We start from the raw sequence: 20,556 nt of genomic DNA, 5'->3' as shown, positions 1-20,556 counted from the left end.
CGCTCAGAGCATCGGGAGGAAGCGGCGCAGCTCGTACGGCGTGACCTGCGCGCGGTACTCCTCCCACTCCTGCCGCTTGTTCCGCAGCACGAAGTCGAAGACGTGCTCGCCCAGGGTCTCGGCGACGAGCTCGGACTTCTCCATCACGGCGATCGCGGCCTCGAGGCTCGCCGGCAGCGGCTCGATGCCCAGCGCGCGGCGCTCGGCGTCGGTCAGCTCCCACACGTCGTCGTCGGCGCCCTCGGGCATCTCGTAGCCCTCCTCGACGCCCTTGAGCCCGGCCGCGAGCAGCACGGCGAACGCGAGGTACGGGTTGGTGGCCGAGTCGACCGCGCGGTACTCGATGCGCGCCGAGTTGGACTTGCCCGGCTTGTACATCGGCACCCGCACCAGCGCGGACCGGTTGTTGTGGCCCCAGCAGACGTACGACGGCGCCTCGGCACCGCCCCACAGCCGCTTGTACGAGTTGGTGAACTGGTTCGTCACCGCGGTGATCTCGGCGGCGTGCCGCAGCAGCCCCGCGATGAACGAGCGCGCCGTCTTGGACAGCTCGAGGTGCCCGCCGGGCTCGTGGAACGCGTTCCGGTCGCCCTCGAACAGCGACAGGTGGGTGTGCATGCCCGAGCCGGGCTGGTCGGCCAGCGGCTTCGGCATGAACGAGGCGTACACGCCCTGCTCGAGCGCGACCTCCTTCACCACCGTGCGGAAGGTCATGATGTTGTCGGCCGTCGTCAGCGCGTCGGCGTACCGCAGGTCGATCTCGTTCTGGCCCGGGCCGGCCTCGTGGTGCGAGAACTCCACCGAGATGCCCATCGACTCGAGCATCGTGATGGCGGCGCGCCGGAAGTCGTGCGCCGTGCCGCGCGGCACGTGGTCGAAGTAGCCGCCCTGGTCGACGGGGACCAGCGGCTGGGACGGGTCGGCCGGGGCGTCGAACAGGTAGAACTCGACCTCGGGGTGCGTGTAGAAGGTGAAGCCCTTGTCGCTCGCCCGGGACAGCGCGCGCTTGAGCACGTTGCGGGAGTCGGCCAGCGACGGCTCGCCCTCGGGCGTGAGGATGTCGCAGAACATCCGCGCGGTGCCGTGCCGCTCGCCGCGCCACGGGAGCACCTGGAACGTCGTCGGGTCGGGCTTGGCGATCATGTCCGCCTCGTACACCCGCGTGAGGCCCTCGATCGAGGAGCCGTCGAACCCGATCCCCTCCGAGAACGCGGACTCCAGCTCGGCCGGCGCGACGGCCACCGACTTGAGGGTCCCGAGCACGTCGGTGAACCAGAGCCGGATGAAACGGATGTCGCGCTCCTCCACGGTGCGGAGGACGAACTCCTGCTGCCTGTCCATGCGGTACATCCTGCCTGATCCCGCAAGGACCGTGGCGCCGCACGCGCCGCTCGCCCGGGTGCGTCCGCCCGAATAGGCTCGCAGCCATGTCCGACCAGCCCGGCACCTCCGCCGCCACCCCCTCGGAGGGCCGCCCGCTGCGGGTCGCCCTCGCCCAGATCGACACCTGCGTCGGCGACCTCGCCGGCAACACCGCCGCCGTCCTGGAGTGGGCCCGCAAGGCCGCCGAGGCGGGCGCCGACCTGGTGGCGTTCCCCGAGATGACGGTCACCGGCTACCCGATCGAGGACCTCGCGCTGCGCGCCTCGTTCCGCCGCGGCGCGGAGCACGCGCTGTCCGACCTCGCGGCGGCGCTGGCCGACGCAGGGCTCGGCGACCTCACGGTGGTCGTCGGCAGCGTGGGCGAGCGCACCAGCCGCGAGCACGACGGCGCGCCGGCCCGGCCGACCAACCAGGCGGTCGTGCTGCGCCACGGGCTCGCGCAGCAGCGGTACGACAAGCACCACCTGCCCAACTACGGCGTGTTCGACGAGTTCCGGATCTTCGCCCCGGGCGGCGAGCCGACCGCGCTGGACGTCGCCGGTCGCCGCGTCGGCCTGCTGATCTGCGAGGACATCTGGCAGGACGGCCCCGTCGCGGAGCTGTCGGACGACGACCTGGACCTGCTGCTCGTGATCAACGGCTCGCCGTTCGAGGAGGGCAAGGGCCACATCCGCACGGAGCTCGCCGGCCGCCGCGCCGCCGAGGTCGCCGCCCCGGTCGCTTACGTGAACATGGTCGGCGGCCAGGACGACCTGGTGTTCGACGGCGGCTCGTTCGTCATCGGCCCGGACGGCACGGTGCTCGCGTCGGCACCGCAGTTCGTCGAGCACCTGCTGGTCTGGGACGTGCCCGTCCGCGGCACGGAGCCGGCGCGTGGCGAGCTCGCGGCCCCGCTCGACCCGGACGAGGAGATCTACCGGGCGCTCGTCACCGGGCTGGCCGGCTACGTCCGCAAGAACGGCTTCCGGTCCGTCGTGCTCGGCATGTCCGGCGGCATCGACTCCGCGCTGGTGGCGGCCATCTCGGCCGACGCGATCGGCGGCGCCCACGTCGTCGGCGTCTCGATGCCGTCGCGCTGGTCGTCCGACCACTCGAAGGACGACGCGCTGGACCTCGCGCAGCGGGTCGGCGCCGACTACCGGGTGCAGGCCATCAAGCCGATGGTCGACGCGTTCGAGGGCGAGATGGCCCTCGACGGCGTCGCTGCCGAGAACCTCCAGGCCCGGGTCCGCGGGGTCATCCTCATGGCGCTGTCCAACGCCGAGGGCCACCTGGTGCTCGCCACGGGCAACAAGACCGAGCTCGCCGTCGGGTACTCCACCATCTACGGCGACGCCGTCGGCGGGTACGCCCCGCTCAAGGACGTCGACAAGTCCCGCGTCTGGGCGCTGGCGCGGTGGCGGAACAACCACGCGGTCGACGCCGGGCTCGTCCCGCCGATCCCCGAGAACTCGATCACCAAGCCGCCGTCGGCCGAGCTGCGCCCGGGGCAGACCGACCAGGACTCGTTGCCGCCGTACGACCTGCTGGACCAGGTGCTCGACGCCTACGTGGAGCACGCCGAGGGCCGCGCGGAGCTGCTCGCGCGCGGGTTCGACGCCGAGATCGTCGACAAGGTGCTCTCCCTGGTGGACCGCGCCGAGTGGAAGCGCCGGCAGTACCCGCTCGGCCCCAAGGTCACGGCCCTGGCGTTCGGCCGGGACCGTAGGCTGCCGATCACCACGCGCTGGCGCGAGCCCGTGGCCACCGCCGCCTCGGCGGAGGCCACCGAGCGCGCGACCGGCACGACCACCGACCCCGTGGAGCAGCACTGATGTCCGAGCAGTCCACCCCGGGCACCTCCGACGCCCCGGCGACCCCGCCGCGGCGCGTCCGGGTGCACCACCTCGCGGAGGCCAAGCAGCGCGGCGAGAAGCTGACGATGCTCACCGCCTACGACTTCGCGACCGCCCGCATCTTCGACGACGCCGGCATCGACCTGCTCCTCGTGGGCGACTCCATCGGCAACACGATGCTCGGCCACGCGTCGCCGATCCCCGTGACGGTCGACGAGATGATCCCGCCGACCCGCGCCGTGGTGCGCGCCTCGCGCCGCGCGCTGGTCGTCGCGGACCTCCCGTTCGGGTCCTACGAGTCGGGCCCGGCGCAGGCGCTGGCCACGGCGTCCCGGTACCTCAAGGAGGCCGGCGCGCACGCGGTGAAGTTCGAGGGCGGCGTCCGCGTCGCCCCGCAGATCCGCGCGCTCACCGACGCCGGCATCCCCGTCGTCGGGCACCTCGGGTTCACCCCGCAGTCCGAGAACACCCTCGGCGGGCACCGGGTGCAGGGCCGCGGCGACGAGGCGGCGGAGCGGCTCGCGGAGGACGCGCTCGCCGTCCAGGAGGCCGGCGCGGTCGCGGTCGTGCTCGAGATGGTGCCCGCGCCGGTGGCGGCCCGGGTCACGGAGATCCTGCACATCCCCACGATCGGCATCGGCGCCGGCGCCGAGTGCGACGGGCAGGTCCTGGTGTGGACCGACATGGCCGGCATGGCCGACTGGTCGCCGCGGTTCGCCAAGGTGTTCGCCCCCGTCGGGCAGCTGCTCGGCGAGGCGGCGCGCGCCTACGCCGACGAGGTGCGCGGCGGCCGGTTCCCCGACGCCGACCACTCGTTCCTCAGCTGAGCCGCACCGGTCCCGGCCGGCCGGGCACGCGCACGCCCGGCCGGGTCGTCGGCACGGTGGCGGCGGTGGTCGTCGTGCTCGCGCTGCTGGTCGTCCTGGTGGCGCCCGACCGGGTCGGGCTCGCGGCGCGGACGCCGTTCGCGCAGCTCGTCGCGCTGCGCGGGCTGGTCGCCGTGCTGCTGGTCGGCGCCGCCGCCCTGCTGCTCGGGTCCGTCGGCGGGTTCAACCAGATCGCGCGCCGCGCCGGCCTGACCCCGCGGCGCTGGGCGCTGCCGCTCACCGTCGCCGGGCTGCTCGTGGGCGGTGCGGGCGCGCAGGGCGTGGTGCTCGCCGGCCGCGGCCTCGACGGCTCCGGGCCCGGGCGGGCCGACGACGCCGACCTGGTGGTGCTCTCGTTCAACACCTTCGGCGTGGTGGGCCCCGACGCCCTCACCGGGCTGGTGCTCGCGCAGGACGCCGACGTCACCGTCCTGGCGGAGACCTCGGCCGGCACGGCCAGCGCCGTCGCCGACGCGCTCACCGCGGCCGGCCGCCCGACGACCGCGCTGGCGGCGGACGCGGCCGGCACCCGGGTCGACGGCGTCGCCCTCCTGCTGCGAGACTCGCTCGGCCCCTACACCCAGGACGACGGCGGTCTGCCGGCGACGGAGCTCGGCACGTTCGCCGCGCTGCCCGACGACGCCGGCGCGCCCGGGCCGCTGGTCGCCGCCCACACACGCGCGCCGTCCGCGGAGACCTCGATGCCGGACTGGCGGGCCCACGCCGCCGGCATCGCCGCGGTCTGCCGGTCGACGCCCGGGGTGGTCGTGGCGGGCGACCTCAACGCCACGCTGGACCACCCGGGGCTCGACGACCTCGGGCCGTGCGTCGACGCCGCCGCCGAGGCCGGCGCCGCGGGGCTCGGGACCTGGCCCGCCGACGTGCCGCGGGTCCTGGCGGCGCCCATCGACCACGTGCTGGTCGACGCGCGCGTCTGGCGGGTCACCGGCTTCGCCGCGCTGCCCGCCGTGGGCGCCAGCGACCACCGCCCGGTCGTCGCCCACCTGACCCGCCGCTGACCCGCGGTGCGCTGCCGGGGACCCGCACCGGCGCGGTGACGCTCCCCGCCGCCGCGGCCCCCTAGTCTCGACGCCATGCGCCGCCACGTCACCGACGACCCGCCGCGCGCCGCGCACCCCGACGGCGCCGCGCCGGCGTCGGCCCGGGCGGTCGCCGCCGGCGCGGCCCGTCCGGCGCGCACCGGTCGCGCCCCCGCGGCGCCGCCCCGCCTGCGCCTGACGCGCCGGGGCGTCGTGGTCCTCGGCACCGCGGCCGTCGTGCTCCTCGGGGTCCTGGTCGCCCTCGTGGTGCTGGTGACCCGGCTCGTCGGCGGCGGACCCGAGCCCCGGGCCGTCCCGGATCCGGTCCCGGTCCTCGTGCCGGTCTGCGACCCGGACCCGGCGCTCACGCAGAACTGCTGGCCGGCGATCATGGAGGGGAACGACCCGCGGCTGGAGGTGTCGCCCTGGGTGACCGGGCGGCTGCTCGCGGGGGACGTCCGCACCGTGCTGGAGCACGTCGCCACGCGGTTCGACGCCGAGGTGGAGCCGGTCGACGTCGACAGCTCCTGGGGCTGGGCCTACCGCTCGGTCCGGGGCGAGGAGGACGAGCACGGCGGGGACGGCGGGCTGTCCAACCACGCCTCCGGCACCTCGATCGACCTGAACGCGACGGAGCACCCGCTGGGGGCCACCGACACGTTCTCCGACGACGAGCTCACGGCGATCCGGGCGATCCTGGCCGAGGTCGCGCCGGTGGTCGCCTGGGGCGGGGACTTCGGCGGCCGGGCGGACGAGATGCACTTCGAGATCGTCGGCGACCCCGCGGCGGTCGCCGAGGTGGCGGCGCGCCTGCGCGGCGAGCCCGCGACCGGCTGACGGGGCGTCAGCGCTCCCGCCGGTCCTCCTCGTCCCACGCCTCGCTGCGGGACCGGGCCTTCTCCAGCGCGTGCTGCGCCGCCTCGCGCGTCGGGTACGGCCCCATCAGGTGCGACCAGGTGGACTGCTTGCCCTGCTCGACCTGGCCGGTCTCGGTGTTGTAGTAGAACTCGTCGGCCACGGCGTCCTCCTGCGGGCATCCGGTCGCTGTCCTGGGCCCTCCGGCTGCCCGGAGCGCGCGCTGTCCTTCGTAGACTGCCAGGTATGACGTCCGTGCACGCGCCGAGGCCGGCGCTCGTCCCGGGGAGGGTCGGCCCCCGCCGGCCGGTCCCCGCAGCCATCCCCCGCCCCGAGTACGTCGACCGGCCCGCGCCGACCCCGTACACGGGCAGCGACGTCGTCGCGCCCGAGGTCGTGGACCGGATCCGGGTCGCCGCGCGCATCGCCGCGCAGGCGCTGGCGGAGGTCGGCCGGCACGTGGCCCCGGGCGTCACCACGGACGAGCTGGACCGGATCGGCCACGAGTTCCTCCTGGACCACCAGGCGTACCCGTCGACGCTCGGCTACCGCGGGTTCTCCAAGTCGCTGTGCACCTCGGTCAACGAGGTGATCTGCCACGGGATCCCCGACTCGACGGTGCTCGAGGACGGCGACATCGTCAACGTCGACATCACCGCCTACGTCGGCGGCGTGCACGGCGACAACAACGCGACGTTCGGCGTCGGCGAGCTCGACGAGGAGTCCCGCCTGCTGGTCGAGCGCACCCGCGAGGCCCTGGAACGCGGCATCAAGGCCGTCCGGCCCGGCCGCGAGGTCAACGTGATCGGCCGGGTCATCGAGAAGTACGCGTCCCGGTTCGGCTACGGCGTGGTCCGCGACTACACCGGCCACGGCGTCGGCGAGGCGTTCCACTCCGGGCTCGTCATCCCGCACTACGACGCGGCCCCGCAGTACGACCGGATCATCGAGCCCGGGATGGTGTTCACCATCGAGCCGATGCTCAACCTCGGCACCGCCGACTGGACGACGTGGGACGACGGGTGGACCGTGGTCACCGCGGACCTGCGTCGCAGCGCGCAGTTCGAGCACACCCTGCTGGTCACCGACACCGGAGCGGAGATCCTCACACTCCCATGAACCACCACAAGAACCCCACGACGGCGTTCGGCATCGACATCGGCGGCTCGGGCATCAAGGGTGCCCCCGTCGACCTGGCCACCGGCGAGTTCTCCGCCGAGCGCGTCCGCATCCCCACGCCCCAGCCCGCCACGCCCTCCGCCGTCGCGGAGACGGTGGTCGAGCTGGTCCAGCGGTTCGACCTGCCCGCGGACGCCGCCATCGGCGTGACGTTCCCGGCGGTCGTGCAGCACGGCGTCGCCCGGTCCGCCGCCAACGTCGACGGGTCCTGGATCGGCACCAACATCGAGCACGTCCTCGGCGACGCGCTCGGCCGTCCGGTGCTCGCCGTCAACGACGCGGACGCCGCCGGGTACGCCGAGACGCTGTACGGCGCCGCGCGGTCGACGTCGGGCGTGACGTTCATCTGCACGCTCGGCACCGGTATCGGCACCGCCATCGTCGCCGACGGCGTGCTCGTGCCCAACCTCGAGCTCGGCCACCTCGAGATCGACGGCCACGACGCGGAGTCCCGGGCGGCCGACTCGGCCCGCGAGCGCGACGACCTCGACTTCCCGCAGTGGGCCGAGCGGCTGCAGCGGTACTTCGGCGTCATCGAGGACCTGTTCTGGCCGGACCTCATCGTCGTCGGCGGCGGGGTGAGCAAGCACCACGAGAAGTTCCTGCCGCTCCTGCACCTGCGGGCGCCGATCGTCCCGGCGCAGCTGCGCAACGCCGCCGGCATCGTCGGCGCGGCGGCGCTGGCCGCACGGGCCGGCACGCCGGTCGCGGGCGTCCGCGGCGACTGAGCCCCGTCCCGGCCCGTCGCCCCGTCCGGTATCGCCTGGACGGGGCGCCGGTCGCGTCCTACGGTCGCGGCATGGGACTCGTGGTGAGCCAGCTGACGATCGACGCGCGCGACCCGCAGGCCCTCGCCCGCTGGTGGGCCGAGGTGCTGGGGTGGCAGGTGGGCGAGGAGGACGACGAGGAGGTCGAGCTCGCGCCGGCGGACGGGTCCGCCACCGAGTGGCTGTTCTGCCGGGTGCCCGAGGGCAAGCAGGGGAAGAACCGGCTGCACGTCGACGTACGGCCCCCCGACGGCTCGGACCAGGCGACGGAGCTCGACCGGCTCCTGGCGCTCGGCGCGAGCCCCGTGGACGTCGGCCAGGGGCCCGAGGTCACCTGGCACGTGCTCGCCGACCCGGAGGGCAACGAGTTCTGCCTCCTGCGCTCGACGCCGGCCGAGCTGGCGGCGCTCGACGCCGGCTCCTGACCGGCTCGCCCCCGACTCCCCGGGATGCGGTGCCGTGGTACCGGGCATAGCGTCGAGGAGACGCAGAAACCCGTCTCCAGGAGGACACATGGGACTCGACGACAAGATCTCCAACGCCGCTGAGAAGGCCGCCGGCAAGGTCAAGGAGGCCACGGGTCGCGCCTCGGACGACGAGCGCCTCGAGGCGGAGGGCCGCGGCGACCAGTCGAAGGCCGACATCAAGGACGCCGGCGAGAAGGTCAAGGACGCCTTCAAGCACTGACGTGCGCGCCGCCACGCCCCGTCCCGGGTCCCCGGGGCGGGGCGTCGTGCTGCCGGGGCGGGTGAGATCTCTCAGGCCGGGGGCGGCAGCGTCCGGACGGGGGCGCGGAACCTCGGCTCCCCCGCGGACGGCTCCGGCGACGTCCACTCCCCGGCCTGCTCCAGCCCGACGACGTCCAGGTGCAGCCGGACGATGTCCCCGAGCGGCAGCGGGAAGTCCGGCGAGGTGGTCCGGCTCTCCGCCATCGGCGCCCCCGCGTCGTCGACGAGGGTCAGCGTCCAGGTGACCGCTCCCGGGCCCGCGGGGACCGGCGAGTGCACGTCGAGGTGGCGGGCCCGAGCGGCCTCGGCGCCGCTCAGCGCGGCGATCCGGGGCAGGCGTCGGCGTGTCACGGCCCCTCCTGCGGTGGTGCGTCCTGCGGGCCGCCTGCTCCAGCCCGGGTGCCCAGCGTGGCGCCTGACCAGGTCGTTCGCTGGGACCTCGGTCCTACGCGTGTCCGGCGCGGTCGACGCTCACCCCTCCCCGCGCGCGGGCGTCAGAGCCGGGGCGGAGACTGCCGCCGTGAACCTCGCGCAGACCGTCCCGGGCGGCATGTCCCGGCTGCGCGCCGCCGTCCCCCTGCTCAACGCGCACCCGGTGCCGCCCGGCACCCACCACGACGTGGACCGGCCGATCCCGGTGACCGTCACGCTGCGCTGGGCGAGCGGGACCGAGCGCCTGGACACGCTCGCGGTCGAGTGGACCGCCGCGCTCGTGCGCGTGCGGATCGCGGACCTGCGCGTGATGACCGGCGCGGTGTGGGTCCCGGCGACCGACGTCCGGCGGCGCGCCTGCGGCTGACGGCGACCCCGCCGGACCGGTGCCCGGGCGTCGCGTGCCGGGCGCGGCGGGTCAGGACAGGCGTTCCAGCGTCACCGCGGCCCGGTGCCGGCGCGCACCGCCCGGGCGCTGGACGCCCCAGGAGAGCACGCCGCGCGCCACGGTCCCGACGTCGTCGGGCACCGCCCCGTCGTAGTGGGCTCCCGGGTCGCTCGTCAGCTTCTCCGCGAGCTCGTGGACGCTGGGGCTGTCGGCCGCCACGTCCTCCGCGAGCCGGGTCATCCTGAATCGTGCTCTGGTCATCACGGGCTCCCTCGCCGGTGCTCCGAAGCGCCCCCACCTCGACCCCTCCAGGATACGGCGCGGGGGCGCGCCCGGCGGTACTCAGGTCTTCGGGTCTGCGGTCGGCCGGTACGCGACGCCGAGCCCGCCCGCGATCGCGCCGAGCACCGACGACACCACCCCGCAGGTGGCCAGGATCCGCTGCATGTCCGTGGTCTCGAGCCAGATCGGCGCGAGCCCGCTGACCAGCAGGACGGCCCAGGAGGTGATCAGCAGCACGAAGTACGTGATCGTCCGCAGGCGCGGCGGGATCGAGGGGCGCTCGACGGCCGCAGGCGCGCGGCCCGTCCCCTCGAGGGGCGGGCGGGCCGGGCCGGGTGGGCTGGAGAGCCGGGGCGAGCCTGCACGGGCTGCGGGAGCCTGCGTGGGCTGCGTCGGCCCTGCGACGGGCGGGACGGACACGAGCAGCAGGTGCCGCGGGTGGCCGTCGAGCGGTTCTGCGGGCGCTGCGTGCGGGAGGGTGTCGGTCACGGCACCCACCTCCTCCGTCGGACGGACGAGCGGGCGTCCCCGCCCCACCTCCGCCGGGGCCCTGAGGACGCGCGTCCCTTTTGTCGGAATGATCCCACTCGCCCTCTCGTCCGGCGCCTCCCGCACGGAAATTCTCGAACTCGCGGTGGACCTGCCACGACGTCGCTCCCGGGCGGTTCCGAGGGGCACGACGGGGATGCAGCGCCCCGAACCGGCGTTTACGTTCGAGGTGTCCGAAGCGCCACCCCCTCGTCCAGGAGGAGTCCCATGACGAAGCGCCTGTGGATCACGACCACCGCTGCCGCGGTCGGGCTCGTCGCCACCTCGGCGCCCGCACTGGCCGCGGACCCGTCGTCCGCCGGGACGCTCGAGTCCCAGGCCGCACCCGCCGCGCTGTACGCGCCGGTCGCCGAGGCCGCCGCGGTCGCCGCGCCCGACGTGGAGGCGGCCGAGCAGGCCGTCCTCGCGCGGACCAACCAGGTGCGGGCCGCCGAGGGCGCGGCCCCGCTCACCCGGAGCACCGCGATCGACGCGGTCGCCGAGGCCTGGGCCGCGCACATGGCCACGACCGGCGACTTCCGCCACAACCCGGACTTCTTCCGGCAGATCCCGCCGGGCTGGCGGACGGCCGGGGAGAACATCGCCATGAACTCGTACGACCCGGCGGCGCTGATCACCCAGTGGGAGAACTCCCCCGGGCACCGCGCGAACCTGGTGAACCCCGCGTTCACGGCCATCGGCATCGCGGTGGTCGAGCACGGCGGCCTCTCCTACGGCGTGCAGGTCTTCGGCGGCTACTGAGCCGACCCGCGTCGTCCACGACCCGTGCTCCCCGGCGCCTCACGGCCCGGGGAGCACGCCGGTGCCACTGCCGTCAGCGCCGTGGTGCCAGCCGGTAGTGCAGGCGGAGCACGGGGAGAGCGCCGAGCGCGAGCCGGTGGTCCGTGCGGAGCACGCCCTCGTCGTCCTCGGCGACGTGGAACTCCTCGTGCACCGGGATCCGCCGGGCCCAGCAGCCCGACGGCCGGTCGACGACCAGGTAGGCACCGGGCGCACCCCACGGCCCCGCGCCGGACGTCAGCCGGAGCCCGCCGCCCGGCGTCGTGGTCGGGCGCAGCAGCACCACCAGCCGCCCGTGGGGCAGGGGGAACGTCACGCGGATCGCGGGCTCGCCGGACGCGGGCAGCCGGACCACCCCGTACAGGCCGCTGAACACGATGCGGCCCGTGGCACGCAGCCGCCGCAGCCACAGCGCGCCGACCTGCTCGCCGTCCCGCAGCAGCGGGGTGACGGCGCTGGACATGCCGTGCGCGAGGTCCAGCGAGCGCATCGGCAGCGCGAGCTGGTCCAGCCGGCGCGCGAACAGCGCCGCGACCGCCCAGCCGAACGGCCACGCCCACGGCGACCACCCGACCCAGGCGTCGAGCCGCCAGCCCGACGTCCGCTCGTAGAAGTCCCGGACCGGTGCCGCGAGGGCGGCCGCGTCGAACCCCGGCCGGTCGAGCGCGGACACCGACGCGAGCAGCCCGCGATCCGGTGCGGCGTCGGGTCCGTGCCGGACCACCGCGCCGAGCCGCTCCGCCTCACCGGCGAGCCAGGCGTCGCCGACACGCGCCACGTCGCCGACCGGCCCCTGCAGCCACGGGGTCCGGCCGAGGTCGACGCGCCGCCCCGTCGCCCGCACCCACAGCCGCGTCGTCCCGTCCAGCCAGCGCCACGTCACCCCCGGATCCTCGCACCCGGCCGGGTTCGGCGTGCCCGGTTCCGCCGCCTACGATGCAGCGCGTGCTCATCCTGCTGCCGCCCTCCGAGGGGAAGACCGCGCCCGTGCGCGGCGCCGCCCTCGACCTGACCACGCTGTCCTCCCCCGGGCTCACCGCGACCCGCGAGACGGTCCTCGACGCCCTGGTGGCGGCGAGCGCGCGGCCCGACGCGGTCGAGGTGCTGGGCGTCGGCGCGGGCATCGCGGACGAGGTCGCGCGCAACGTCGAGCTCCGGTCGGCACCCACCGCGGAGGCCCGGCGCGTGTACACCGGCGTGCTGTACGCCGCCGCGGGCCTGGACCGCCTGACCCCGGCCGCCCGCCGCCGGGCCGCCGACGCCGTGCGCGTCGTGTCGGGGCTGTGGGGCCTGGTCGGGCCGGAGGACCGCATCCCCGCCTACCGCCTGTCGATGGGGGTCGACCTGCCCGGTACCGGCCCGCTCGCCGCGGTGTGGCGCGAGCCGCTGCGCGCGGAGCTCGACGCGCGCGCGACCACGGGCGAGCTCGTGGTCGACTGCCGGTCTGCGACCTACCTGGCCGCCTGGAAGCCGCCGCGCGCGACCCAGCGGTCCTGGGTGCAGGTGCGGGTGCTGCGCGAGGTCGCCGGGACGCGGTCCGTGGTGTCGCACCACGCGAAGCACACCCGCGGCGTGCTGACCCGGCACCTGGTGAGCCGGCGCGGCACGGCGCCCGCGACCCCGCGTGACCTCGAGCGGGTCGCCCGTGAGCTCGTCAGCACGGAGCTGCTGGCCGTCGAGCTGGACGCGCCGGCGAGCGGCGCCGCGACGCTCTCCCTCGTGGTGGCCTGACCCGTCGGCCGCCGGACGGCGCCGGTTACGGTGGACCACCGCGGCGATCGCCGACGGACGACGAGCAGGGGGCACCGCGCATGCGACGGACGAGCACCGCCCGCGTCGCGGCGCTGGTCGTCGCCTTGGTTCGGGTGCGGGCGGGCGTGCGGGGCGCGAGCGGCGGGGCTCCCGCCGCGGTGGCCGCCCCCGGGGCGGCGGCGCCGCGCCCGACGGCCACGCCCTCGACCTCGGCGTCCACGGCCCCCACCTCGGTGCCGACGCCGACGCCGACGCCGACGGTCCCGCAGCCCACCGGCACGCCCGCGCCGGTACCCACCCCCACGTCCGCGGAGACGGTGGCGCCGCCCGCGCCGACCCCGACCGGCACCGCGACCGCGACGCCGCCCGCGACCGACGAGGACGACGCCGGCTCCTCCGACGCACCGGTGCGCCGGTTCGCCTCCCCGCCCGCCGTGACGACGTCGTCGACGCCGTGGGCGGAGCTGCTGGCCGCGCTCGCCGTCGTCGTCGCCGGGGCCGTCGCCGTCGTGGCGCTGAGCACCCGGCGGGCCCGCGACGCGACGCCGGCGGAGGCGGCCCCGCACGTCGCGGACGGGGATCCCGCCACGCCGGCCGAGCTGCTGCGGCTGCTCGTCGACGCCGGCGAGGCCATGGTCGACGCAGGACACACGGTGTCGTCCGTCGCGGACACGCTCGCGGACATCGCGGTCGCGCACGGCGGCGCCGGGGCCGAGACGGTCGTCCTTCCGACCGCGCTGCTCGTCACGGTCCCCGACGGCGACGGCGTCGCGACCGCCGCGGTGTCCACGGGGCGCCGGCCGTTGCTGCTGCACCAGGTCGACGACCTCGCCGACGTGCTCCGCGACGCCACCACCGGGGACGTGCCACCCGCCAGGACCACGGCCGCGATCGCGTTCCTGCGGGCCGCCTCGCCGCCGTTCGGGACGATGGCCCGGCTCGGCGGCTACCTGATGCTGTCCGTCGGGCTGGCGGCGCTCCTCGGCGGGTCCTGGGTCGACCTGCTGGTGGCAGGCGCGCTCGGCCTCGCGGTCGGCGCGCTGCAGCTCGCCGTGGGGCCGGTGCCCAGCGGCATCGAGGTGGTGCAGACGGTCGCCGTGGCGTTCGCCGTGTCGATCGCGGTGCTGCTCGCGGCGCGGGTCGTGCCGGACCTCGGCGTGCTGCCGGCACTGGTGGCCCCGCTGGTGCTGTTCCTGCCCGGCGGGCTGCTGACCACGGGGGTGATCGAGCTGGCCACCGGGCAGATGCTGTCGGGCGGCGGCCGGGTCGCGGCCGGGACGATGCAGCTGGTGCTGCTCGCGGGCGGCATCGTCGCGGCGGCGGCGCTGGTCGGCGTCCCGGCGGTCGACCTCGCCGGAGGCGGGCAGGCGCTCGGGCCGATCGCACCGTGGATCGGCGTGGTGCTGTTCGGCGTGGGCACCGTGGTGTTCCGCTGCGGCCGGCCGCGCACCGTCGGGTGGGTGGTCGTCGTGCTGTCCGTCGCGTACGGCGCGCAGGTGCTCGGCGACGCGCTGCTCGGTGGCGTGCTGTCGGCGTTCGTCGGCGCGCTGGCGATGACGCCGGTCGCCCTGGCCGTCGCGCGGTTCCCGTCGGGTCCGTCCCCGCTCGCGTCGTTCCTGCCCGCGTTCTGGATGCTGGTGCCGGGAGCCCTCGGTCTGGTCGGCGTGACCAGCCTCCTGGAGGGCGACAGCTCCGGGGTGTCGACGCTGGTGACGACGGTCGCGACGATGGTGGCGATCGCGTTCGGCGTGGTGCTCGGCCTCGCCGCGACGCGGGCGCTGCCCGGGCCCGCGCGGCGTCAGGGGTCGGTCGGCGGCGTCCCGGGGGTGCGGCCGGCGCACACCCCGGCGGACCCGCCGGTCTGACGCCCCGGGCCGGGTGCTCCGTCAGGCCCGGCCCGACCAGCCCTCGCTCGGCGCCCCGGCCACGGCGACCTCGTCGCGCTCGTCCTCGAACAGCCGGATGATGCTCACCGACGCCGGCGCGACGCGCAGCTGGCTCCACGAGCCCGGCTGGGCGCCCATCGTGCGGCCCAGCGCCGCGCGGATCGCGACGGCGTGCGACACGACGACGACCGTGCGGTCCGTGCCGGCGGCGAGCAGCCCGTCCAGGCCGGCACCGATCCGCACGCCCACGTCGGCGATCGACTCGCCGCGGTCCGGGCGGACGTCGGCGCGCGTGTGCCAGGGCTCGAGCTGCCCCGGCCAGCGCTCCTCGATCTGCTCGGCGGTCAGCCCCTGCCAGGCGCCGAAGTCGGCCTCCTGGAACGCGGCGTCGACGCGCGGCGTCAGCCCGAGGGCCGCGCCGATGACGGCGGCCGTCTCCTGCGTGCGGACCATCGGCGAGGCGATGAGCTCTGTCGGGAACGGGACGTCGCCCCACAGGTCCTGGCCGACGCGGCACACCAGCTCGCCCGCGGCGGCGGCCTGCGCGCGGCCCCGCTCGGTCAGCGACGGGCCGGGCTCGGACGACCCGGAGTAGCCGCGGGTCACGGTCATCTCCGTCTCGCCGTGCCGGACCAGGATGACGGTGACGGGCTGCGCGTCGTCGAACCGCACGGCCGCCCCCGAGGGACGTGCCCCCCGCCGGGGCCCGGCCGGCGGGGCCGGGGTGCCGGCCTCCGGCTCGAGCGGCGCGGCGGTGCTGCCGGGACCGGGACCGTCGGCGGCCATCAGTACGCGTCCTCGCCGCGGACCAGGATGCGGCCCGAGTCCTCGCAGTAGACGATCTCGTCGTCGGGAGCGGCCTTGATCTTCGCCAGCTCCGTGGGCGGCACCGGCATCCCGCTGCCGCCGGACCGCCCGTGGGTCAGCTTCGCGACGGCGACGCCGCCGAACCGCGCCCGCAGCTTCTCGTACAGCGCGACGAGGCGCTCCTCGAGCGGCGCGGCCATCGCCTCCCGCTCGGCGCGGACCTGCTCCGCCTGCTGGTCGAGGACGGCGATCTCGGCGTCGCGCTCGGCCGCGACGCCCGCGCGGTCGTTCAGCAGCGCCGCGTGCGCGGTGGTCAGCTCGGACAGCGCGGCCTCGTGCGCCTCCAGGCGCTCCATGGCCTCCAGCTCGACCTCCTCGAGGTCGCCCTGCCGGCGGGCCAGCGACACGAGCTCGCTCTGCAGCGCCTGCAGGTCCTTGGCGCTGCCGGAGCCCGAGTCGAGGCGGGCCTGGTCGCGGGCGGCGCGGTCGCGGACCTGCTGCACGTCGGCCTCGGCCTTCGCGACCTCGCGCTTGATGTCGCCGACGGCGGTGCGCGAGGCGGCGACCGCGGTGTCCAGGTCGGCCAGCTGCGCGTCGAGCTCGGCGATGCGGGCGTGCTGCGGCAGCGACCTCCGCTTGTGCGCCAGCTGGTCGAGCCGCGTGTCGAGGGCCTGCAGGTCGAGCAGCCGCTTCTGGTCCTGCGGGGTGGCCTTGGTCACGGGTGGTGTCCTTCCGACGGGGCGGTGGTGCTGGGCGGCGCCGGGACGCGACCGGTCCAGGGATCGGTGCGCAGGGTGCTCACGCGGGTCTCCACCGTAGTGCCGTGCGCCAGCAGGTCGGCACGCAGGTCGCGCTCCGCGCCGGCGAGCCACGGCCACTCCGAGGCGAAGTGCGCGGCGTCCACCAGGTACGGCGGGCTGGCGGCCGCGCCCCGGGCCTCGAACTCCGCGCGCTCGCGCAGCTCGGAGGCCGGGTGGTGCCGCAGGTCGGCGGTCAGGTACACGTCGGCACCGGAGGACCGGACGGCGTCGAACAGCGAGTCGCCCGACCCGCCGACCACCGCCACCGTGCGCACCGTGGCGCCGGCCGGCCCGGCGTACCGGATGCCCTGCGCCGTGGCGGGCAGCGCGGCAGCCACCCGCTCCGCGAAGGCGTGCAGCGTCTGCGGCTCCTCGAGGTGGCCGACCCGCCCGGTGCCGGTCGCGCCGTCCCGGTGCGCGAGCTCCAGCACGTCGAAGGCCGGCTCCTCGTAGGGGTGCGCTGCCCGCAGGGCGGCGACGACCGCGGCCCGGCGCCGGCGCGGCGCGACCATCTCCACCCGGGCCTCGACCACGCGGGCGACCTCGCCGCGCGTGCCGATCGCGGGGTGCGCATCGGGCCCCGGGGTGAACGTGCCCTCGCCCGTGGTGGTCCAGGCGCAGCGGGTGTACTCCCCCAGTGCACCCGCCCCGGCCGCGGCGAGGGCGTCGACCATCCGCTCGGCGTCCGCGGCCGGGACGAGCACGACGTGCTTGTCCAGCGCCTCCGCGGGAGCCGGGACCAGGGGCCGGAGGTCGCGCAGCCCGACCAGCCGGGCCAGCTCGTCCGCGACGCCGCCGACGGCCGCGTCGGCGTTGGTGTGCGCGGTGTACAGGGCGACGCCGGCCCGGATCAGCCGGTGCAGCAGCGCGCCCTTGGCGGTCGTCCCCGCCACCGAGTGGACGCCGCGGAGCAGCAGGGGGTGGTGCACCACGACCAGGTCGGCACCCCAGTCGACGGCCTCCTCGACCACCGCGGCGACCGGGTCGACCGCCAGCAGGACCCGGCGCACGGGCTGGCCGGGGTCCCCGGTGACCAGCCCGACGCGGTCCCACGACTCGGCGGAGGCGGGCGGGTAGCGCCGGTCGAGCAGCCCCACCACGTCGGCGAGGGTGGCGACCGGTGCGGACGTCGGGTGGGTCACGCGCTCGACCTCTCGTCTCAGGGCAGGAGCATGGACTTGACGGCCCGGCGCTCGTCCATCGCCGCGTAGCCCTCGGCCACCTGGTCGAGCGGGAGCACCAGGTCGAAGACCCTGCCCGGCTGGATCGCCCCGGACCAGACCTCGGCCGCGAGCTCCTCGATGTAGGCGCGCACCGGCGCGATGCCGCCGCGGACGCCGACGTTCGTGCCGAACATCTGCTGCACCGGCAGCTCGGGACCACCGGCGGGGACGCCGACGAACCCGACCTGGCCGCCCGGGCGCGCCGTGTCCAGCGCCTGCTGCATCGACTCCTTGGTGCCGACGCACTCCAGCACGTGGTCCGGGCCGACTCCGTCGAGCAGGTCCCGCACCGCGGCCGCGCCCTCGTCGCCGCGCTCGGCCACGACGTCCGTCGCGCCGAACTCGCGGGCGAGCGCCTGCCGGGACGCGTGCCGGGAGAACGCGATCACGCGCTCGGCACCGAGCCGCCGGGCCGCGATGACGGCGCACAGGCCGACGGCGCCGTCGCCGACCACCGCGACGGTCGACCCGGGGCGGACGCCGGCGGCCAGGGCGGCGTGGTGGCCCGTGCCCATCACGTCGGTCAGGCTGAGGACGCTCGGCAGCAGGTCCGCGTCCGGGGTGCCGGGCATGGCGACCAGCGTGCCGTCGGCGAGCGGGACCCGGACGTACTCCCCCTGGCCGGCGTCGGTGAACAGGCCCTCGGCGTCGTCGCCGCCCCAGCCGCTGGACCGGACGCACGACGTGTGCACCCCGTGGCGGCAGTGCACGCAGGTGCCGTCGGAGACGGTGAACGGCGCCACCACGAACTGCCCGGGCCGCAGCGTGCGGACGTCGCCGCCGACCTCCTCGACCACGCCGACGAACTCGTGGCCGATCCGGCGCGGCTCCGTCGTGGGGCGCACGCCGCGGTAGGGCCACAGGTCGGAGCCGCAGACGCAGGACGCGACCACGCGGACCAGGGCGTCGGTCGGGCGCCGGACCTGCGGGTCCGGCACCTCCTCCAGGCGCACGTCGCGGGGGCCGTGGATGAGAGTCGCTCGCACGTCCGTGAGCCTACGTGGCGGCCGGGCCGTCGTGCGCGCCGTCACCGGCGCGGGGCGCCCCCTCGCCCGTGTCGGACCCAGCCGACACACTGGCCTCATGTGTGGCCGCTACGCCCAGACCCGCGCCGACGACCAGCTCGAGCGCGACCTCGCCGTCGACCGGATCCTCGGCGAGCACCGCGGGCCGTCCTGGAACGTCGCCCCGACGCAGGACGTCCCCGTGGTGCTCGAGCGCGTCGAGGACGACGGACCGCAGCGCCAGCTGCGCACCGCCCGGTGGGGCCTGGTGCCGTCGTGGGCGAAGGACGTGTCCATCGGCTCGCGGATGATCAACGCGCGCTCCGAGACGGTCCTGGAGAAGCCGGCGTTCCGGAAGGCGGCGGCGCGGCGCCGGGCGCTCGTCCCGATGGACGGCTACTACGAGTGGCAGGCCACCGAGCACGGGCCGAAGACGCCGTACTTCCTGCACGGCACCGAGCCGCTGGCCGCCGCGGGCCTGTACGAGCTGTGGCGCGACCACGCCAAGCCGGACGACGACCCCGCGCGCTGGCTGTGGACCGTCACGATCATCACCCGGCCGGCGACCGACGCCCTGGGGCACATCCACGACCGCTGCCCCGTGCTGCTGCCGCGCGACCTGTGGGACGGCTGGCTCGACCCGGCGATCACCGCCGCGGACGAGGTCGGGGCGATGCTCGTGCACGTGCCGGAGCCGCACCTGACGCCGCGGGAGGTCGGCCGGGCGGTCGGCAACGTGGCGAACGACCGGCCGGACCTGGTCGAGCCCGTCCGCCCGGAGGCGGACCCCGCCTGACGGCTCAGGCCGCGACGCGGACCCGCGCGGCCTTTCAGCAGCCGCAGAACGCCACGTCCTGCTTCGGCACCCCGGCAGCCCCGTAGCAGGCGGCGCACGTGCCTGTCAGCGGCCCCGGTACCGCTGCGCCACCGGGCAGTCGAACGGGTCGCGCGCGGCCAGGCCCACCTCGTTGAGGTAGCGGACGACGATCCCGTACGACGTCAGCAGGGTCGTCTCCGTGTACGGGACGCCGTGCTCGGCGCAGTGGGCCCGGACCAGCTCGCGCGCCCGGGACAGGTGCGGCCGCGGCATGTTCGGGAACAGGTGGTGCTCGATCTGGTAGTTCAGCCCGCCCAGCAGCAGGCTCATCGGGGTGCCGCCGCTGATGTTCCGCGACGTCAGGACCTGCTTGGACAGGAAGTCGAGCTTGCTGTCGGCCGGGATGATGGCCATGCCCTTGTGGTTCGGGGCGAACGACGCGCCCATGTACACGCCGAACACGGCGAGCTGCACGCCGAGGAACGCGAGCGCCAGCCCGATCGGCAGGAACCACAGCACGACGGCGAGGTACAGGCCGAGCCGCAGGGCCATGACGACCAGCTCGACCGTCCGCTCGCGCTGCCGGCGGCCGTCGCCGCGCGCGAGGGTCGAGCGGATCGACGTCACGTGCAGGTTGAGCCCCTCGAGGAGCAGCAGCGGGAAGAACGCCCAGCCCTGCACCCGGGCGAACGCGGCGCGCAGCCCGGTGCGCGTCGCCGCGACGTCCGGCGTGAACGCCAGCGCCTCCATGTCGATGTCCGGGTCCTTGCCGACCCGGTTCGGGTTGGCGTGGTGCCGGTTGTGCTTGGTCGCCCACCAGGTGTGGCTGACGCCGACGACGCCGTTCGCCAGGACGCGACCCAGTCGGTCGTTGGCCGGTCCCGACCGCAGCACCTGCCGGTGCAGGGCCTCGTGCGCCAGGAACGCGCACTGGGTGAGCACCAGTCCCAGCCCGGCGGCGACCGCCAGCTGCCACCACGAGTCGCCCAGCAGCACGAACGCCACGGCCAGCGCCGCCAGCGCCAGGCCTGCGGCCACGAGCAGCCCGACGTAGTACCCGACGGTGCGCTCGAGCAGCCCGGCCTCGCGGATCTGCGCGGAGAGCGCCTGGTAGCTTCCGGTCGCGGCTTCCTGCCCACGGCGGGCACGGGTCACGAGGGGTGCGGTGGTCACAGGCGCTCCG

Annotated in this window: 24 protein-coding genes; 13 read left to right on the top strand and 11 right to left on the bottom strand. The window is 75.9% G+C overall.

From position 1 onward, the window contains the following. Nucleotides 1–3 precede the first annotated feature (3 nt). Nucleotides 4–1,341 (bottom strand): glutamine synthetase family protein, encoded by a 1,338-nt coding sequence (locus ACWPWW_RS18360; RefSeq protein ID WP_454051758.1) that lies wholly within the window; start codon nucleotides 1,339–1,341, stop codon nucleotides 4–6. Between the two features lie 86 nt (nucleotides 1,342–1,427). On the opposite strand from ACWPWW_RS18360, the gene ACWPWW_RS18355 reads away from it, so the two are divergent. The 4 genes from ACWPWW_RS18355 (at nucleotide 1,428) to ACWPWW_RS18340 (ending at nucleotide 5,961) form a co-directional block, all read left to right on the top strand. Then, the gene (locus ACWPWW_RS18355; RefSeq protein WP_454051757.1) at nucleotides 1,428–3,197 is read left to right on the top strand and encodes an NAD+ synthase; all 1,770 of its coding nucleotides are present in this window, start codon (nucleotides 1,428–1,430) and stop codon (nucleotides 3,195–3,197) included. Further along, complete coding sequence (gene panB / locus ACWPWW_RS18350; RefSeq protein WP_454051756.1) at nucleotides 3,197–4,045, top strand: 3-methyl-2-oxobutanoate hydroxymethyltransferase; 849 nt, start codon at nucleotides 3,197–3,199, stop codon at nucleotides 4,043–4,045. The genes ACWPWW_RS18355 and panB overlap by 1 nt, the downstream gene beginning before the upstream one ends. A gap of 65 nt (nucleotides 4,046–4,110) precedes the next feature. After that, nucleotides 4,111–5,103: an endonuclease/exonuclease/phosphatase family protein gene (locus ACWPWW_RS18345; protein ID WP_454051755.1), complete on the top strand. Its 993-nt coding sequence runs from the start codon at nucleotides 4,111–4,113 to the stop codon at nucleotides 5,101–5,103. A gap of 75 nt (nucleotides 5,104–5,178) precedes the next feature. Continuing rightward, the gene (locus ACWPWW_RS18340; protein WP_454051754.1) at nucleotides 5,179–5,961 is read left to right on the top strand and encodes a M15 family metallopeptidase; all 783 of its coding nucleotides are present in this window, start codon (nucleotides 5,179–5,181) and stop codon (nucleotides 5,959–5,961) included. 7 nt (nucleotides 5,962–5,968) lie between these two features. On the opposite strand, the gene ACWPWW_RS18335 is transcribed toward ACWPWW_RS18340, so the two are convergent. Further along, the gene (locus ACWPWW_RS18335) at nucleotides 5,969–6,142 is read right to left on the bottom strand and encodes an SPOR domain-containing protein (RefSeq protein ID WP_454051753.1); all 174 of its coding nucleotides are present in this window, start codon (nucleotides 6,140–6,142) and stop codon (nucleotides 5,969–5,971) included. An 83-nt stretch (nucleotides 6,143–6,225) separates the two neighbouring features. Between ACWPWW_RS18335 and map the strand changes: the two genes are divergently transcribed. The 4 genes from map to ACWPWW_RS18315 all read left to right on the top strand — a co-directional run bounded on the left by map (nucleotide 6,226) and on the right by ACWPWW_RS18315 (nucleotide 8,612). Next, a complete protein-coding gene (gene map, locus ACWPWW_RS18330) occupies nucleotides 6,226–7,098 on the top strand; it encodes a type I methionyl aminopeptidase (protein WP_454051752.1) in 873 nt (290 codons plus the stop codon). Then, the gene (gene ppgK, locus ACWPWW_RS18325; protein ID WP_454051751.1) at nucleotides 7,095–7,886 is read left to right on the top strand and encodes a polyphosphate--glucose phosphotransferase; all 792 of its coding nucleotides are present in this window, start codon (nucleotides 7,095–7,097) and stop codon (nucleotides 7,884–7,886) included. The genes map and ppgK overlap by 4 nt, the downstream gene beginning before the upstream one ends. A gap of 71 nt (nucleotides 7,887–7,957) precedes the next feature. Beyond that, nucleotides 7,958–8,350, top strand: coding sequence for a VOC family protein (locus tag ACWPWW_RS18320; RefSeq protein ID WP_454051750.1), 393 nt, complete (start codon nucleotides 7,958–7,960; stop codon nucleotides 8,348–8,350). 88 nt (nucleotides 8,351–8,438) lie between these two features. Next, nucleotides 8,439–8,612, top strand: a complete 174-nt coding sequence (locus tag ACWPWW_RS18315) for a CsbD family protein (protein ID WP_454051749.1) — start codon at nucleotides 8,439–8,441, stop codon at nucleotides 8,610–8,612. 71 nt (nucleotides 8,613–8,683) lie between these two features. Here the strand turns inward: ACWPWW_RS18315 and ACWPWW_RS18310 are convergent, their stop codons facing one another. Beyond that, nucleotides 8,684–9,004: a hypothetical protein gene (locus tag ACWPWW_RS18310; RefSeq protein ID WP_454051748.1), complete on the bottom strand. Its 321-nt coding sequence runs from the start codon at nucleotides 9,002–9,004 to the stop codon at nucleotides 8,684–8,686. A 169-nt stretch (nucleotides 9,005–9,173) separates the two neighbouring features. On the opposite strand from ACWPWW_RS18310, the gene ACWPWW_RS18305 reads away from it, so the two are divergent. Beyond that, nucleotides 9,174–9,452, top strand: a complete 279-nt coding sequence (locus tag ACWPWW_RS18305) for a hypothetical protein (RefSeq protein ID WP_454051747.1) — start codon at nucleotides 9,174–9,176, stop codon at nucleotides 9,450–9,452. Nucleotides 9,453–9,503: 51 nt separating this feature from the next. Here the strand turns inward: ACWPWW_RS18305 and ACWPWW_RS18300 are convergent, their stop codons facing one another. After that, nucleotides 9,504–9,713 carry a hypothetical protein gene (locus ACWPWW_RS18300; RefSeq protein WP_454051746.1) on the bottom strand — a complete coding sequence of 70 codons (210 nt, stop codon included), beginning with the start codon at nucleotides 9,711–9,713 and terminating at the stop codon, nucleotides 9,504–9,506. A gap of 102 nt (nucleotides 9,714–9,815) precedes the next feature. After that, nucleotides 9,816–10,244 carry a hypothetical protein gene (locus tag ACWPWW_RS18295; protein ID WP_454051745.1) on the bottom strand — a complete coding sequence of 143 codons (429 nt, stop codon included), beginning with the start codon at nucleotides 10,242–10,244 and terminating at the stop codon, nucleotides 9,816–9,818. A gap of 267 nt (nucleotides 10,245–10,511) precedes the next feature. On the opposite strand from ACWPWW_RS18295, the gene ACWPWW_RS18290 reads away from it, so the two are divergent. Next, nucleotides 10,512–11,045, top strand: a complete 534-nt coding sequence (locus ACWPWW_RS18290) for a CAP domain-containing protein (RefSeq protein ID WP_454051744.1) — start codon at nucleotides 10,512–10,514, stop codon at nucleotides 11,043–11,045. Nucleotides 11,046–11,118: 73 nt separating this feature from the next. On the opposite strand, the gene ACWPWW_RS18285 is transcribed toward ACWPWW_RS18290, so the two are convergent. After that, nucleotides 11,119–11,967, bottom strand: a complete 849-nt coding sequence (locus tag ACWPWW_RS18285; protein WP_454051743.1) for a hypothetical protein — start codon at nucleotides 11,965–11,967, stop codon at nucleotides 11,119–11,121. A 62-nt stretch (nucleotides 11,968–12,029) separates the two neighbouring features. On the opposite strand from ACWPWW_RS18285, the gene ACWPWW_RS18280 reads away from it, so the two are divergent. Then, nucleotides 12,030–12,815, top strand: a complete 786-nt coding sequence (locus ACWPWW_RS18280; protein WP_454051742.1) for a YaaA family protein — start codon at nucleotides 12,030–12,032, stop codon at nucleotides 12,813–12,815. An 80-nt stretch (nucleotides 12,816–12,895) separates the two neighbouring features. Further along, complete coding sequence (locus ACWPWW_RS18275; protein ID WP_454051741.1) at nucleotides 12,896–14,701, top strand: threonine/serine ThrE exporter family protein; 1,806 nt, start codon at nucleotides 12,896–12,898, stop codon at nucleotides 14,699–14,701. Nucleotides 14,702–14,722: 21 nt separating this feature from the next. On the opposite strand, the gene ACWPWW_RS18270 is transcribed toward ACWPWW_RS18275, so the two are convergent. The 4 genes from ACWPWW_RS18270 to ACWPWW_RS18255 are packed head-to-tail and all read right to left on the bottom strand — an operon-like array spanning nucleotide 14,723 to nucleotide 18,538. Next, the gene (locus tag ACWPWW_RS18270) at nucleotides 14,723–15,508 is read right to left on the bottom strand and encodes a histidine phosphatase family protein (protein ID WP_454051740.1); all 786 of its coding nucleotides are present in this window, start codon (nucleotides 15,506–15,508) and stop codon (nucleotides 14,723–14,725) included. Next, on the bottom strand, nucleotides 15,508–16,248 hold the full coding sequence (locus ACWPWW_RS18265; RefSeq protein ID WP_454051739.1) for a zinc ribbon domain-containing protein: 741 nt from the start codon (nucleotides 16,246–16,248) through the stop codon (nucleotides 15,508–15,510). The genes ACWPWW_RS18270 and ACWPWW_RS18265 overlap by 1 nt, the downstream gene beginning before the upstream one ends. After that, complete coding sequence (locus tag ACWPWW_RS18260) at nucleotides 16,245–17,471, bottom strand: Nif3-like dinuclear metal center hexameric protein (RefSeq protein WP_454051738.1); 1,227 nt, start codon at nucleotides 17,469–17,471, stop codon at nucleotides 16,245–16,247. Before ACWPWW_RS18260 ends, ACWPWW_RS18265 begins: the two co-directional genes overlap by 4 nt. A gap of 17 nt (nucleotides 17,472–17,488) precedes the next feature. Next, nucleotides 17,489–18,538 carry a zinc-dependent alcohol dehydrogenase family protein gene (locus ACWPWW_RS18255; protein WP_454051737.1) on the bottom strand — a complete coding sequence of 350 codons (1,050 nt, stop codon included), beginning with the start codon at nucleotides 18,536–18,538 and terminating at the stop codon, nucleotides 17,489–17,491. 97 nt (nucleotides 18,539–18,635) lie between these two features. Here ACWPWW_RS18255 and ACWPWW_RS18250 point away from each other — a divergent pair, with 97 nt between their 5' ends. Continuing rightward, nucleotides 18,636–19,352: an SOS response-associated peptidase gene (locus ACWPWW_RS18250; RefSeq protein ID WP_454051736.1), complete on the top strand. Its 717-nt coding sequence runs from the start codon at nucleotides 18,636–18,638 to the stop codon at nucleotides 19,350–19,352. 105 nt (nucleotides 19,353–19,457) lie between these two features. Here the strand turns inward: ACWPWW_RS18250 and ACWPWW_RS18245 are convergent, their stop codons facing one another. Then, nucleotides 19,458–20,546 carry a fatty acid desaturase family protein gene (locus tag ACWPWW_RS18245; RefSeq protein ID WP_454051735.1) on the bottom strand — a complete coding sequence of 363 codons (1,089 nt, stop codon included), beginning with the start codon at nucleotides 20,544–20,546 and terminating at the stop codon, nucleotides 19,458–19,460. Nucleotides 20,547–20,556: the final 10 nt, after the last annotated feature.

The sequence above is a fragment of the Cellulomonas sp. Marseille-Q8402 genome (assembly GCF_965119525.1).
This window is presented reverse-complemented; position numbering and strand designations above follow the sequence as displayed.